Raw genomic sequence first — 14,264 nt, 5'->3', positions numbered from 1 at the left:
TAAAACTGACATTAATATTAGCAATTACCCCCTAGAATTTTAGAAATAGGGTGTTTTATAGTAAAAAAATTGATTGGGCATGGGGTATTGGATATTGGACATGGGATCGACTCTTTCCCTAGTCCTTAATCATTAGCCCTAGTCTCAGACAAAGAAGGGGAATTCCGCCTAAAGGACTCGAAGCCTGCGTAAATCAGTATGGCCCGTGATGAAATGCGATCGCGTGTTTCGATAATTCATGGGTGTTAACAGACTCAATTCCCAATTGGCTAGAGTACGGCAGAGTTATGACCCCCAGCATTACAGATTCGGCGGTGAAGGCTGCGGTAGCAGCTGTTGCATCGGAGTCAGCCTCAGCAGAGGAAAAAATCCAAATGCTGATTGAGATCGCACAGGGTTTTCAAAAAAAGCCCAAAACTGCCCAAGACTTGCGGAATGCAGTTGGTTTATATTACCGGGCCTATGAGATGTGTGGTGAGGAGTATCCTCTACTGAAAGCCAGGGCGAAAGTGGGGATGGCAGGGACGTTACAGGCAATACCGGATGCTGATTACCAACTGCTGATGCAAGCGAAAGCAGGTTATGAAGAAGCACTGCCAATTTTACAGGAATTAGCTTCACCAGAGGAAGTAGCAGAGACGCAGATGAATTTTGGGCTGGTGTTGCAGTCGCTTGTACCGTTCAATTTGGCGCGGATAACTGATAGCATCCAGGCTTATCATGAGGCTTTGCGGGTGTTTACTTGGGAAGATTACCCCCAGGAATACGCGATTTTATATAACAATATTGCGATCGCTTACCTTTCTATGCCCCTAGCATCGGAACGGGAATACTTGCGTCAAGGGTTAGCTGTGCAATCATTTGAGGTAGCGCTAAAGCATATTAATTTGATTGACCATCCTAGAGAATATGCGATGTTGCAAAACAATTTGGGTAATGCTTTGCAATATTTAGTTAGTTCCCATCCTGTGGAGAATAATTTAAGAGCGATCGCAGCTTATGATGAAGCGCTAAAAGTGCGTAGTCTCCAAGATACACCTCTGGAGTACGCTAACACAATTTCAAACAAAGCCAACGCCCTATTCAACTTACCCGACGACTCAGAAAAACCAGAGCTTGGCAATCCTAAAAATCTCTCACAAGCACGCATTTACTATCAACAAGCCTTTGAAATATTTACCCAAAACCAACAAATTGAACAAGCAGAGATAGTAGCTCAAGCCCTACAAGATATTGAAGCAGAAATAGGGAATAGGGAATAGGGCATTAGGCATTGGCTATTCTGCTTGTCCTCTTGTCTCTTTCATTCCCTTCTCCTTTATCCCACCACTTCCTTAACGATCGGGAAAAAAACAGCATGAGAGATATTTTAACAAACCCTTCTCTGAGAGATTTTCTCACAAGTTTAGCAGATGGTGACTTAAACATAGCAACAGGATTAGTCTGGATAGTCATAGCAACAGCCTTGTCTATGGTTGGTGGTGCTATTGGTGGAATGCTGTTAGCTGGAAAAGATATCGGCTATCAGTTTTCAGCAATGCTTGGTGCATTATTTGCCCCTGCTGGTGTAATTCCTGCTATTCTATTAGGGTTTGTAATCCTAAATTTATTGACTAATTATTAGGAGTAAACATGTTAGAAATTGGGTGGTTTTCTGCCAAGTTATTTTTCAAAGGAAAATTACTGCGCGATCCAATGTATTTTGTTCAACGAACTGCTATTGCTACTGCTGTAGGTTCGTTACTGCTAGTGTTGTTTGCACAAATCGATATTCCCTTTTACTTACCAATAACATTATCTAGCCTGGTGACAGGCTTGATTATGCCATTTCTCCTCAAAGATTTCAAAATGAAGTAATTTGTCATTGGTTATTCATAAATGACCAATGCCCCATACCCCATGCCCCATGACTAATGACTAATGACAAACCTTGAAGAATTAGTTCGAGAAATTAACCGCTTTGAGGCAATTATATCCGAGTGGGATGAAAGCCAACGGTGTGTAGCAGTTGGACTAAAAAGGGCAATTGAAGCTTTGCATAAGGCAGCATTGACTAATTTAATAAAAAGCCTCAAGCAAGAATCAATGTCAGGTTTGCGTCATGCTGTGACTGATGAAGTAGTGTACGCAGTGCTACTTTATCACGAACTTGTAAAACCACCAAAACCACCATTAGCACAGCGAATTCAAACAGCCCTTGAAGAAGTTCGCCCAGGTTTAAAAAGCCATAATGGGGATATAGAACTAGTAGCAATTAAGCCCCCAGATACAGTAGAAGTCAAATTAATCGGAACTTGCAGCACTTGTCCGGCTTCTACTTTAACTTTATCTCAGGGAGTAGAACAGGCAATCAAAAATCATTGTCCCGAAATTACCAAAATAGTTGCAGTCAATAATAGCCCTGCTGTTAAGAATGCGAATTCTGGTTTAATCAGTCCATTCTCTTCAAAAATAACTTGTACTTGGATCAAAGTAGCAACTATTGATGAAGTTCCTGAGTTTAGCGTAATTGCAGTACAACTTGCTGGTACTTCACTAATTTTACATCGTCAAGGCGTTGCAGTTAAATGTTACCGTAATGCTTGTACCCATCTAGGATCTCCCTTAGAAAAGGGTAAAGTTGAAAATGGTATTATTACCTGTCCTGCCCACGGATTCCAGTACAAATTAGAGACAGGTAAATGCCTAACCGTGCCTGATGTCTCGCTTCAGTCGTATCCAGTCAAGGTTAAAGACGATAAGGTTTTTGTAAAACTACAAAAATGATCATGCGAAGGTAATATTTCAGCAAATATACTTGGCGATTAGTCAATCACGGCTAATTTGCTTTTTCATTTCAGTAGTTCGCGCATTCATTTTAGTCTTTTGTGCAAGCAAAATACCCGAATGCTTTCTCAATATCCCTGAATTAATTCTCATTTGTGTAATTCAGGTATTGATTTTAGTGTTTTGAGAAAGTAAAAAGGCATATTACTTTCTCAAAAGGTCATTTAACTTATTCAAACCCCAGTTTGTTTATTCATTTTAGTGTTTTCCGCAAGCAAAATAAGCTTTTACTTATTCAAACTCCAGTTTGCTTACTTATTTTGGTGTTTTCCGCAAGCAAAAGGTCATTTGACTTACTCATTTTAGTGTTTTCCGCAAGTAAAATAAGCTTTTACTTTCTCAAACCCCAGTTTGCTTTCTCATTTAAGTAAATCGCGCACTCATGCCAAAGATTCGCTATGTAGCAAAACTTACTAAAAGCCATATTAATTTTTTTAAGCTTTATTAATACAGAAGTTGATTAAAGGTTTTAACTGAATTTGAAAAAAGCATAATGTAAAACCGTTACTGTTGTTACATGCTAATCAAGATTAATGTTTTTAAATAATTATCAGCGTCTATCTGCGGTTCATGGATATCCCAATCATAATTAATCCCATATCACAATTACCGCTAGAAGCAACAAAAATTTTGCAATATTTACCTCTATCACCTCAAGGTGCAGAGGTAATTTTAGGCGACATTCTCGAACCACAACAATTAGTCATACCTGTAGCACCTAGCCCCATAACAATGTTTGGGCCTCGTGGTGCTTGTTTGTTATCAAAAACCGGCCCTTTATGGGTATCAGATACCGGACATCATAGATTATTAGGATGGAAAAATTTACCCACACAAGATAGTCAACCGGCTGATTGGGTAATTGGACAACCTGATTTTTATCATGAAGGACAGAATGCTAAAACTACACCAGGAAGCGCAACTTTAAGTGTACCAACTGGAATTTCTGCTTGTGGTGAAGGATTAGCTGTAGCAGATGCTTGGAATCATCGAGTTTTAATTTGGAAAAATTTACCAGAAGATAACAATGTTCCAGCAGATTTGGTGTTAGGACAAGCTAATTTTGCCGAGAATGAACCAAATCGGGGAAGTCAACAAGCATCTGCTAGTACAATGCACTGGCCTTATGGTGTTTTCTATCATCACGGACGGCTATTTATTGCCGATACTGGTAATCGCAGGGTATTAATTTGGCATCAATTACCAACAGAAAATGGTCAACCTGCTGATGTAGTTTTGGGACAACCAGATATGATATCTCGCAATGAAAACGGCGGTACTTCTGCAACCGCAGCGAGTATGCGCTGGTGTCACGATATCACCCTTTGGGGAGAAAATTTGGTTGTTAGCGATGCAGGTAATCACCGAGTGATGATTTGGCAGGGAATCCCAACAGAAAATAATGCCCCTTGTGCAGTGGTTTTAGGACAAAAAAGCTTTGATTTTGTGGAAATGAATCAAGGAGTTTATTATCCTAGTGCTAATAGCTTGAGTATGCCTTATGGTGTGGGGGTGGCTGGAGATTGGTTAGTAGTTGCAGATACTGCTAATTCCCGGTTATTAGGATGGAGAAAGCCAGAATCAATTTTATCACTGCAAGGTGTAGTGGCAGATGGGTTAGCAGGACAAATAAATTTTCAAAGTAAAGGTGAAAATCGTAATTTCGGACTACCTAAACGAGATAGCTTAAATTGGTGTTACGGGATAAAAATTTGCGGTAATACAGCAGTGATAGCTGATTCTGGAAATAACCGAATTTTGCTGTGGCACTTTAACTATGCCGACTGAAGAAATTAGAGTTCGCGGTACTGTTCAAGGAGTAGGATTTCGCCCTACTGTCTATCGTCTGGCAAAAGCCTGCGGTTTGGGTGGAGATGTTTGTAATGATGGCGAAGGTGTATTAATTAGGGTATCTGGTAGTGAAGAAGCAATCACAGACTTTGTTGCCAGATTGCAAACAGAATGTCCACCGTTGGCAAGAATTAATCAACTAACTAGAACTCCTTATGAAGGTAAATTGAAATTTGATAATTTTGTAATTTCTAGTAGTGTCAATAATGGCATTAAAACAGAAATTACCCCTGATGCCGCCACTTGTTTGCAATGCCAACAAGAAATATTCGACCCCTTTAGCCGCTTTTATCGCTACCCCTTTACTAACTGCACTCATTGCGGCCCCCGCCTGAGTATTATTCGTGCGATTCCTTATGACAGATGCAATACCAGTATGTCTGCGTTTGCGATGTGTTCAGAATGTGGAAAGGAGTATCACGATGTCGAAAACCGCCGTTTTCACGCCCAACCTGTAGCTTGTCATGTTTGCGGCCCCGCAGCTTGGTTAGAACGCGCTGATGGCAAATCGGTTACTGCTTCCATGTTTTCGATGTTGGATGATGTCGATGCTGTTTGTACCTTGTTGCAAAAAGGTGAGATTGTGGCAATTAAGGGGTTAGGCGGTATTCATCTAGCTTGCGATGCAACACAGGAAACCGTTGTACAAAAACTGCGTCAGCGAAAAAAGCGCTATCATAAACCTTTTGCTTTAATGGCGCGGGATATTGAAATAATTGAACAATATTGTATTGTCAACGCTAAAGAAAAAGAATTATTAACAAGTTCTGCTGCACCAATTGTTTTATTACAAGTTTCGGATAAAAAACAATTAGCATCGTCAGTAGCATCAGGTCAAAATACTCTTGGTTTCATGCTACCTTATACGCCCTTGCATTATTTAATTCTACGGCGGATGAATCGCCCAATTATTTTAACAAGTGGCAATGTTGCTGATGAACCACAATGTATTGATAATGACGATGCAAGAGAAAAATTAGGAAAAATTGCTGATTATTTTCTCTTTCACAATCGAGAGATTATTAATCGGGTAGATGATTCGGTTGTACGTGTTATCGGAGATAAAGTCCAAACAATTCGCCGTGCCAGAGGATATGCACCAGCATCAATTAGTTTACCACTGGGATTTCAGAAAGTACCGCCAATTTTAGCAATGGGTAGTGAGTTAAAAAATACCTTTTGCTTATTGCGTGAGGGAAAAGCAATTTTCTCTCAACATCTAGGAGATTTAGAAAATGCTGCGGCTTTCAACGCTTACCAAGAAAATTTAAATTTATACTTAAATTTATTTGAGCATCAACCAGAGATAATTGCCATTGATAAACACCCGGAATATCTCTCAAGCAAATTTGGTAAATTACTTGCGGATACAAATAAAATTAAAATTTACCCAATTCAACATCATCACGCGCATATTGCCGCTTGCATGGTAGAAAATGGGATTCCTTTAGATTCACCTCCAATATTAGGTATTGCTTTAGATGGTTTAGGCTACGGTAACGATGGCACACTTTGGGGTGGAGAATTTCTTTTGGCAGATTACCGAAAATTTCAACGACTAGCAACATTTAAACCAGTAGCAATGATTGGTGGCGAACAAGCTATTTATCAGCCTTGGCGTAATACTTATGCCCAATTATTAGCTGCTAATCTTTGGGATGATTGCGAACACAATTATACTGACTTAGAAATCGTAAAATTTCTGAGAAATAAGCCACTCAAACTACTAAATCAACTTATAGAGAAAAGAATTAACTCTCCTCCAGCGTCTTCCGTGGGGCGATTGTTCGATGCAGTGGCGGCAGCTATCGGTATTTATAGAAATGAATGTAGCTATGAAGGACAAGCTGCGATTGCAATGGAAGCTATAGTAGATGTTAGCAGCTTAAATAATGATAAAGAAACGCTAATCTACCCTTTTAATTTTGGCTTTTTAGATAGTATTTATTGTATAGACCCGCGTCCAATGTGGCAAGCCTTGCTAAATGACTTACAGCAGCAGATTCCCCAACCGATTATGGCTGCCAAATTTCACCAAGGTTTAGCTAATGCAATTGTGGAAATGGTTAAGCATCTTAGTCAAGAGAATCTGATTAATCAGGTAGCTTTAACAGGAGGAGTATTCCAAAATTGTATATTGTTAGAGCAAGTTACCAAAAGATTACAAACATTGGGAATAAAAGTACTTACTCACAGCTTAGTTCCAGCTAATGACGGCGGCTTATCTTTAGGACAAGCAGTGATTGCAGCCGCTCAATTAATACATGAGCGTTGAGATTTGAAAAATTTTCTCACCAATAGTTCTCTCTGTATTCTCCGCGCCTCTGCGGTTAGTTCATCTTAAAAAATAAAAAAATGTGCTTAGGAATCCCCGGACAAATTATAGAAATAACCAACGTTGACCACAAATTAGCCATAGTTAACATTGGTGGTGTTAAGCGCGAAGTAAATATTGCTTGTATCGTAGATGAACAACATCCCCCCGAAGCTTGTATTGGGGATTGGGTATTAGTACATGTTGGCTTTGCCATGAATCGAATTAATGAACAAGAAGCGGCAGAGACATTACAACTATTCCAAGAATTAGCAGCAGCACAAGCAGGGATTAGTACGTGAAGAAGGCAGGAGGCAGGAGGTTGAAATCTAGATGAGGCTTCTCTAAAAGACGCTGCACAAACACGGTTTGTTAAAAAACTACCACAAAAGCGAAATTAACAGATACATAAAACTTACTATTCCTCAATCCCTATGAAATATGTTGACGAATTCCGCGAACCGGAAAAAGCTGAAGCCTTATGCCGCGAAATCGCCAAATTATGCCATCGGCTAGAAAAACCCATCAAAATCATGGAGGTATGTGGCGGGCATACCCATTCCATTTTTAAATATGGTATCGAAGAAATTTTACCCCAAGCCATTGAACTAATTCACGGGCCTGGTTGTCCAGTATGCGTTATGCCAAAGGGGAGATTAGATGATGCGATCGCAATCTCTCAAAATCATAACGTCATTTTTACCACCTTTGGCGACGCCATGCGAGTTCCCGGTTCCAAAACTACTTTACTGCAAGCCAGGGCACAAGGTGCAGACATCCGTATGGTGTACTCTCCCCTAGATAGCCTGCAAATTGCCAGAGATAATCCCGACAAAGAAGTAGTCTTCTTCGCATTAGGCTTTGAAACCACAGCCCCCAGCACCGCCTTCACCATTCTGCAAGCAGCAGCCGAAAAAATTCCTAACTTTAGTATGTTTAGCAATCACGTCCTCGTGATTCCCGCCCTCAAAGCACTATTAGATAATCCCGACTTACAACTAGATGGATTTGTTGGGCCTGGTCATGTCAGTATGGTAATTGGCAGTGACCCATACCAATTTATTTCCCAACAATATAATAAGCCGATTGTTGTTTCAGGATTTGAACCCTTAGATATTCTCCAATCAATTTGGATGCTATTGCAACAGTTAGTAGAAAATCGTTGCGAAGTCGAAAATCAATATAACCGAATTGTAGAAAAAACCGGGAATGCAGTAGCACTACAGGCTATAAATAAAGTTTTTGCCGTGCGAGATAGTTTTGATTGGCGCGGCTTAGGTGACATACCCTATTCAGGATTAAAAATTCAACCTGAATATGCCCAATTTGATGCCGAACTTAAATTTACCATTCCTAATCTCAAAGTAGCCGACCATAAAGCTTGTAAGTGTGGAGAAATTCTCAAAGGAGTCTTAAAACCTTGGGAGTGCAAAGTATTCGGTACAGCTTGCACGCCAGAAACACCAATCGGTACTTGTATGGTATCTTCCGAAGGCGCTTGTGCAGCCTATTACAAATACGGGCGACTCTCCACCATTGCTAAAAGAACAATCACCCAAAAATCAAAAATAACCCAAGAACCCCTCCCCGCCTGCGGCTTCTCCTCAGAATAATACTCAGCGTACCTCTGCGCTTCCCTCTGCGTTCCTTTGCGTTTAAAAAAATTTTAATATGAATATTTTACCCACAAACCCAATACAAAATCCCCTATTCCAAAAAATAGAAAAAGTCCGCCGTCGCCAAACTAAAGTGCAAGAAACTCATATAACTCTCGCACATGGCAGCGGTGGTAAAGCCATGCGCGATTTAATAGATGATATATTTGTCAGCAATTTTGATAATCCAATTCTCTCCCAACTAGAAGACCAAGCCAGCTTCAACTTAGCACCTCTCATGCAACAAGGAGACAGACTTGCATTTACAACAGATTCTTATGTAGTAGACCCGTTATTTTTCCCTGGAAGTAATATAGGAGAATTAGCTATTAACGGTACAGTTAATGATTTAGCTGTCAGCGGTGCTAAACCCTTATATTTAACTTGTAGCGTAATTTTAGAAGAAGGATTACCCGTAGAAACCTTGCGGCGTGTTGCAGTCAGCATGAAAATAGCCGCAGAAAAAGCGGGTATTCAAATTGTCACTGGTGACACAAAAGTTGTACATCGTGGTGCTGCCGATAAACTCTTTATTAATACTGCTGGTATTGGTATCATTCCGCGAGGGGTTAACATTTCTGCTCATAATATTAAACCTGGAGATGCAATAATCATTAATGGTGAAATAGGCAATCATGGGACAGCAATTTTAATTGCCCGTGGCGAATTAGCCTTAGAAACTAATATTGAAAGTGATTGTCAGCCATTGCATAGTTTAGTAGAAACTATTCTCCATACATGTCCCCAAATTCATGCTATGCGAGATGCTACACGCGGTGGTTTAGCTACAGTGCTAAATGAATTTGCTCTAAGTTCCGATGTGGGAATTCGTCTCTTTGAAGAATCTATCCCAGTGCGTGAAGAAGTCAACGGAGTTTGCGAAATTCTCGGTTTAGACCCATTGTATTTAGCTAATGAAGGTAAGTTAGTTGTAGTGGTTCCAAAAAAGAATGCTGAAAATGTTTTATCAGCTATGAAATCCCACCCAGCAGGCAAAGATGCTTGTATGATTGGCGAAGTTATTTCTTCACCCCCAGGTATCGTATTATTAAAAACAGCTTTTGGTGCTGAAAGGATTGTTGATATGTTAGTAGGCGACCAACTACCACGAATTTGTTAATCTTTAATAAATTTATAATATGCACGAATTTGGAATTACCCAAAATATTGTGGCAATTGTGACTGAACACGCCAAAGGCGCAAAAGTGCAGCGAGTTTTATTAGAAATTGGTAAACTTTCAGCCATTATGCCCGATGCTATCCGATTTTGTTTTGATATTTGCACTCAGGGCACAGTTTTAGAAGGGGCGACATTAGAAATTTTGGAAATTCCAGGTTTAGGGAGATGTCGCCAATGTGGTGCAGAAATTTATTTAGATAAACCTTATGGAATCTGTAACTGCGGTAGTGTGCAATTAGATTTAATTACTGGTGAAGAACTTAAAATCAAAGAAATAGAAATAGAGGAATTATGTGTGTAACCTGCGGTTGTTCTGATGATGGCGAAATAAAAATTACCAATTTAGAAACAGGTGAAGCTGAACATAACCACCATAATCATACTCATACTTTACCAGATGGAACTGTCATCACTCACTCCCACAGTCATGACACTCATATAGAAGCGCCTCAAATTCATGCCAAAATACACAACACAACAATATCTTTAGAACAGGATATTTTATCAAAAAATAACCTACTAGCTGCCCAAAATCGGGGATGGTTTAAAGGTCGCAATATTCTCGCTTTAAATTTAATGAGTTCTCCTGGTGCAGGGAAAACAACTCTTTTAACGCGAACCATCAATGATTTAAAACATCAATTATCTATTAGTGTTATTGAAGGCGACCAAGAAACTGCTAATGATGCCAAAAAAATTAAAGAAACAGGTTCTAAAGTCATCCAAATAAACACCGGAACAGGCTGTCATTTAGATGCCTCAATGATAGAAAGAGGTTTACAACAACTGAATCCGCCACTGAATTCAGTTGTGATGATTGAAAATGTGGGAAATTTAGTTTGTCCAGCCTTATTTGATTTAGGAGAACAGGCAAAAGTCGTGATTCTCTCAGTCACGGAGGGAGAAGATAAGCCGCTAAAATACCCGCATATATTCCGTGCAAGTGATATCATGATTCTCACAAAAATCGATTTGCTACCTTACCTGCAATTTGATGTTCAAAAGTGCATAGAATATGCTAGGGAAGTAAATCCCAAAATTCAGATTTTTCAGGTTTCTGCAACTACTGGTGTTGGGTTAGAAAATTGGTATGCGTGGATATCTACATCATTATAGTAAAAACTCTGCGCTTTCCTTTACGTTTAAACTAAAACCTGTCAAATTAAGTCACTGACTGACGAAATCCCTCTGGGGGTTCATCAAAGCTGGAAGTAGTATAAATCGCTAAGTGAAAAAATCACAAGTTTTTTTACCAGTAAATCAATCACAAACTCGCTGTAGTTCCTCAACTGTATTTAGGGTTTTGATAGCCTGTTGAATCACTTTTAATCGCTGTAAATCTGTGATTTGGTAAATGATTGGCATTAAATCTAAGCCAGGAGTCCCAAATTTAATCTCCAGTGCCAATTCAATACCTGAATATAATTCCTCTCGTCGTCCGCGTGCTTCTCCGCGTGCTTCCCCGCGTGCCTCCCCGCGTGCTTCTCCGCGTGCTTCTCCTTCACGTAAAATTTCTTGATACCAAGGCGACTCACGCAACACAGCCATATCCCACCTCATGATTTCTTGGACTAGGGCACTCTCTATTACAAACGTAGCAAAAAAAGCCAAAACTGTTTCAAGTTGATTTAATTGTTCATCCTGACGCAGAAATTGCAAGGCTTCTCGAATTACAACCTCGTTTTCACCGCCTTTGAGAATGGGTACAAATGGAATTAAGGATGGTAATGGTGTCTCAAAGACAGTATTTACATCAACTTCCCATAGGTTAATCACCCGATAATCTTGAGTTGCTCTTAAACCTGCAACATTTGATGTATATGTTGTAGGTATTTCTGTGTTACTTCCTTTAAGAATATTGATTAATACTGGATAGGTAGGTAAATTATATTTTTCTTCAGCTAGAGCTGCATAAGCACGCATCCGTCGTGGCATTTCCGGTTTATAGCGCAGTTGTAATTCATTGACAACTAGAAATTTTCCATACTGCGGATTCTCGACACGGATAAGTACATCACTTTGTCTACTAACCCACTGAAATTCTGAGTTGAGAATTTCACCTACAATAACATCGGGAATTTGTGTTACCCATTTTACCCAGTTATCGGGTGCAAGACTGATTAGGCGTTTAGTGCTGATATCAGCAGGTTTGGACATAAGCAAGTAGATAGGTTTAGATAATCGCTACTGTACTTTTAATTAGACTACCACTGAGTGTAGATATAGCGATCGCCTAAATATTTCCGTCTCAAAATACAAAAAGAAACCAAAATTAAAGTAGTTATTTCTACTTCAATAACTAACTGCATCCAACTTTAAAAATGAATTCTACCTCTCATAAAATACAACACCCTGCACTTTAAAAGTACAGGGTGTTAGACAGCGATAAAGATGATTCCCAGTTTCTATTTACCTCAAAGCCAATCTCGATAAGCAGATATTTCATTTACGCTGATTTCAAACGGCGTTCCTTTGCCGAATGGCGGATAAACGCGGATTTTACCATTGCTAGCAAACCGCTCTAACCTATTACCCAACTGGGGAATATTGCTGACAATATGCCAGTAAGATACTAAGTCAGGGCAATCAATAATTAATGTGAGGATGCTAGCATTTGTTGTGAGATACCACTGACAATTAGATAATAGGACTCGCGTAATGCGATCGCAGGCTAGATAAAAGCATCTGCCAGTAGACTGTTCTAGCTCCATTTGTAGCATTCCATCCTCTTTCGTTACCTCAGCGGGAGGTAAATCATCGGGAGGAAGCAAGTATAGTTTAGAAGACATAATTTCGCACCTCTTGGTTGTAGCGCGTCAAACTGTCCAGGTTTTTTTGCAAATCCGCAGACGAGGGTTTGAGTGCTAGCGTACCTAAATTTAATTCGTCCTGAAATTTCTTAATTCTGTCTCGACAAGTCTCCACATCACCGATAATTGAATTCTCAATCAAATAATCTTCATCGAAACAAATATTTGTGCGGTCGAATGGTTTTTGGTTGGGATTCGCACTGTTTTGCAATACTTCAGCCGTATTAGCTTTCATTTTCTGGCTAAATTTGCGAACGAAAGGTAACGCTTCACTCACTGCCTCGTCGTATGTTTTGCCAACAAAAAAGAAGCGTGCCAGCACTAAGTTTTCCGCACCACTAGAATTTAAGGCTCGATATTTGGTAACAGTATCCTTCAATCTCTCTAGGGAAAATGGCGGCCCACCCATCAAGCTGAAGGAATGTTTAGCAGCAAGCTCAATACCATCATCACCACCAGTGGCAACATACACTGGTATTTGACTTTGCAATGGTTTTGGGTAAATCGTTAAGCGATCGCATTGATAATATCGCCCATTAAATGATACATCAGTTTCATATAAGAGCTTTTGAATCAGTGCGATCGCCTCTAGCATTTTGGGACGGGATTCACTGGGGAGAGTCGCAAAATGCTTGTTTTGTTGAGGAAAGGGGCCACCTTTGGCAACTCCAAATAATAATCGTCCATTGCACAGGTTATCCAAAGTGGCAATATCTTCCGCCACCCGAATCGGGTTATGGAATGGCAGTAACACCGCCGCAGTGCCTAATTGGATAGTTGAAGTCAATCCCGCCAAATGCGCCATTAACACCAACATGGACGGGCTGAGATTAGATTCACTAAAATGGTGTTCACTCACCCACGCTTCCTCAAAACCTAAGCTTTCTGCCTGTTTTACCAGTGCAACTTGCTCAAAGATGGCACGACGAGCATCTTGGTGAAAATTATCGTAATTGCAGAAAATTCCAGTTTTCATTACTTGCGTTGATACTTTGTATTCACCGTAGGTGCTGGTTATTCTAGTGGTCGATAGGTTTGTAGTAAGCACAAAGCGTGCTTAAATATTTGAGGAATAAAGTCCTCTCTACAAAAGAATTTACCCCTCTCAATTAATGCGATGAATCACTAAGTTGCAACCCACTGCAACTCCAACCATAGACGTGGGTTGTTCTCTTTGACCTTCGACATCGGATCGCGCAACAATCGCTTGGCATTCATGCAAACAACCTGGATTAAACCCATGTTGTCTGCTACTTCTCTGAGTATTTCTTTTTGAGCTTGCACGCAGGAAATCATTTCGTCTGAGCAATAAATTCCTATATATTGCAAACGTCTAGCAGGTCGTCCCCAAAAACAGGTGATGACTTTCACATAACACCCATCCAGCAATTCTCCAACTTGCGGGTAGTAATGATTGACGACTCTTGTGAATTCTTTGGCTAAGATATCTTCAGCAATCATTGGAACTGATATTTCTGTAGCGTCCATCACGCTATTTAATATAACATAATTTTGTCAGTTAAATATGACAAAATAGCTGATTAAGCTTAAATAAAACCTTAAATATTACAAAAAAAAGAGGTGTACCTCATTTGGCATCACCTCAGATTTGCGTAAAGCATCTTTAT

The 14,264-nt window shown here is 39.9% G+C and carries 15 protein-coding genes; 11 read left to right on the top strand and 4 right to left on the bottom strand.

Annotated elements, in window-relative coordinates:
- Positions 1–287: 287 nt before the first annotated feature.
- From V7K45_RS11705 to hypB, 11 genes are all read left to right on the top strand, one after another.
- Complete coding sequence (locus V7K45_RS11705; protein WP_335003570.1) at positions 288–1,262, top strand: hypothetical protein; 975 nt, start codon at positions 288–290, stop codon at positions 1,260–1,262.
- A gap of 95 nt (positions 1,263–1,357) precedes the next feature.
- Positions 1,358–1,624, top strand: coding sequence for a hypothetical protein (locus tag V7K45_RS11700; RefSeq protein WP_335003494.1), 267 nt, complete (start codon positions 1,358–1,360; stop codon positions 1,622–1,624).
- Positions 1,625–1,632: 8 nt separating this feature from the next.
- Positions 1,633–1,857 (top strand): hypothetical protein, encoded by a 225-nt coding sequence (locus V7K45_RS11695; protein WP_292774648.1) that lies wholly within the window; start codon positions 1,633–1,635, stop codon positions 1,855–1,857.
- Between the two features lie 63 nt (positions 1,858–1,920).
- The gene (locus V7K45_RS11690) at positions 1,921–2,766 is read left to right on the top strand and encodes a NifU family protein (protein ID WP_335003492.1); all 846 of its coding nucleotides are present in this window, start codon (positions 1,921–1,923) and stop codon (positions 2,764–2,766) included.
- A 630-nt stretch (positions 2,767–3,396) separates the two neighbouring features.
- Positions 3,397–4,614: a hypothetical protein gene (locus tag V7K45_RS11685; RefSeq protein ID WP_335003490.1), complete on the top strand. Its 1,218-nt coding sequence runs from the start codon at positions 3,397–3,399 to the stop codon at positions 4,612–4,614.
- A complete protein-coding gene (gene hypF, locus V7K45_RS11680; RefSeq protein ID WP_335003488.1) occupies positions 4,604–6,952 on the top strand; it encodes a carbamoyltransferase HypF in 2,349 nt (782 codons plus the stop codon). The genes V7K45_RS11685 and hypF overlap by 11 nt, the downstream gene beginning before the upstream one ends.
- Before the next feature lie 80 nt (positions 6,953–7,032).
- Positions 7,033–7,293, top strand: coding sequence for a HypC/HybG/HupF family hydrogenase formation chaperone (locus V7K45_RS11675; RefSeq protein WP_335003486.1), 261 nt, complete (start codon positions 7,033–7,035; stop codon positions 7,291–7,293).
- A 132-nt stretch (positions 7,294–7,425) separates the two neighbouring features.
- Positions 7,426–8,604 (top strand): hydrogenase formation protein HypD, encoded by a 1,179-nt coding sequence (gene hypD / locus V7K45_RS11670; RefSeq protein WP_335003484.1) that lies wholly within the window; start codon positions 7,426–7,428, stop codon positions 8,602–8,604.
- A gap of 58 nt (positions 8,605–8,662) precedes the next feature.
- Entirely contained in the window at positions 8,663–9,766 is a 1,104-nt protein-coding gene (gene hypE, locus V7K45_RS11665; protein ID WP_335003482.1) for a hydrogenase expression/formation protein HypE, read from the top strand.
- A gap of 19 nt (positions 9,767–9,785) precedes the next feature.
- Positions 9,786–10,127, top strand: coding sequence for a hydrogenase maturation nickel metallochaperone HypA (hypA, locus tag V7K45_RS11660; protein ID WP_335003480.1), 342 nt, complete (start codon positions 9,786–9,788; stop codon positions 10,125–10,127).
- On the top strand, positions 10,118–10,942 hold the full coding sequence (gene hypB / locus V7K45_RS11655; protein WP_335003478.1) for a hydrogenase nickel incorporation protein HypB: 825 nt from the start codon (positions 10,118–10,120) through the stop codon (positions 10,940–10,942). Before hypA ends, hypB begins: the two co-directional genes overlap by 10 nt.
- A 144-nt stretch (positions 10,943–11,086) precedes the next feature.
- On the opposite strand, the gene V7K45_RS11650 is transcribed toward hypB, so the two are convergent.
- From V7K45_RS11650 to V7K45_RS11635, 4 genes are all read right to left on the bottom strand, one after another.
- On the bottom strand, positions 11,087–11,983 hold the full coding sequence (locus V7K45_RS11650; protein ID WP_335003476.1) for an Rpn family recombination-promoting nuclease/putative transposase: 897 nt from the start codon (positions 11,981–11,983) through the stop codon (positions 11,087–11,089).
- A 257-nt stretch (positions 11,984–12,240) separates the two neighbouring features.
- On the bottom strand, positions 12,241–12,615 hold the full coding sequence (locus V7K45_RS11645) for a hypothetical protein (protein WP_335003474.1): 375 nt from the start codon (positions 12,613–12,615) through the stop codon (positions 12,241–12,243).
- Entirely contained in the window at positions 12,605–13,612 is a 1,008-nt protein-coding gene (locus V7K45_RS11640) for an LLM class flavin-dependent oxidoreductase (protein WP_335003472.1), read from the bottom strand. Before V7K45_RS11640 ends, V7K45_RS11645 begins: the two co-directional genes overlap by 11 nt.
- Positions 13,613–13,761: 149 nt before the next feature.
- A complete protein-coding gene (locus V7K45_RS11635) occupies positions 13,762–14,124 on the bottom strand; it encodes a hypothetical protein (protein WP_069068421.1) in 363 nt (120 codons plus the stop codon).
- Between the last annotated feature and the right edge of the window lie 140 nt (positions 14,125–14,264).

Origin of the sequence: Nostoc sp., assembly GCF_036917375.1 — a bacterium.
Taxonomy (GTDB): Bacteria; Cyanobacteriota; Cyanobacteriia; order Cyanobacteriales; family Nostocaceae; genus Nostoc.
This window is presented reverse-complemented; position numbering and strand designations above follow the sequence as displayed.

Bases quoted from the DNA above. Each gene is read 5' to 3' on its own strand.
- V7K45_RS11705 (WP_335003570.1), top strand. From the start codon at position 288: ATGACCCCCAGCATTACAGATTCGGCGGTGAAGGCTGCGGTAGCAGCT.
- V7K45_RS11700 (WP_335003494.1), top strand. From the start codon at position 1,358: ATGAGAGATATTTTAACAAACCCTTCTCTGAGAGATTTTCTCACAAGT.
- V7K45_RS11695 (WP_292774648.1), top strand. From the start codon at position 1,633: ATGTTAGAAATTGGGTGGTTTTCTGCCAAGTTATTTTTCAAAGGAAAA.
- V7K45_RS11690 (WP_335003492.1), top strand. From the start codon at position 1,921: ATGACAAACCTTGAAGAATTAGTTCGAGAAATTAACCGCTTTGAGGCA.
- V7K45_RS11685 (WP_335003490.1), top strand. From the start codon at position 3,397: ATGGATATCCCAATCATAATTAATCCCATATCACAATTACCGCTAGAA.
- hypF (WP_335003488.1), top strand. From the start codon at position 4,604: ATGCCGACTGAAGAAATTAGAGTTCGCGGTACTGTTCAAGGAGTAGGA.
- V7K45_RS11675 (WP_335003486.1), top strand. From the start codon at position 7,033: ATGTGCTTAGGAATCCCCGGACAAATTATAGAAATAACCAACGTTGAC.
- hypD (WP_335003484.1), top strand. From the start codon at position 7,426: ATGAAATATGTTGACGAATTCCGCGAACCGGAAAAAGCTGAAGCCTTA.
- hypE (WP_335003482.1), top strand. From the start codon at position 8,663: ATGAATATTTTACCCACAAACCCAATACAAAATCCCCTATTCCAAAAA.
- hypA (WP_335003480.1), top strand. From the start codon at position 9,786: ATGCACGAATTTGGAATTACCCAAAATATTGTGGCAATTGTGACTGAA.
- hypB (WP_335003478.1), top strand. From the start codon at position 10,118: ATGTGTGTAACCTGCGGTTGTTCTGATGATGGCGAAATAAAAATTACC.
- V7K45_RS11650 (WP_335003476.1), bottom strand. From the start codon at position 11,983: ATGTCCAAACCTGCTGATATCAGCACTAAACGCCTAATCAGTCTTGCA.
- V7K45_RS11645 (WP_335003474.1), bottom strand. From the start codon at position 12,615: ATGTCTTCTAAACTATACTTGCTTCCTCCCGATGATTTACCTCCCGCT.
- V7K45_RS11640 (WP_335003472.1), bottom strand. From the start codon at position 13,612: ATGAAAACTGGAATTTTCTGCAATTACGATAATTTTCACCAAGATGCT.
- V7K45_RS11635 (WP_069068421.1), bottom strand. From the start codon at position 14,124: ATGGACGCTACAGAAATATCAGTTCCAATGATTGCTGAAGATATCTTA.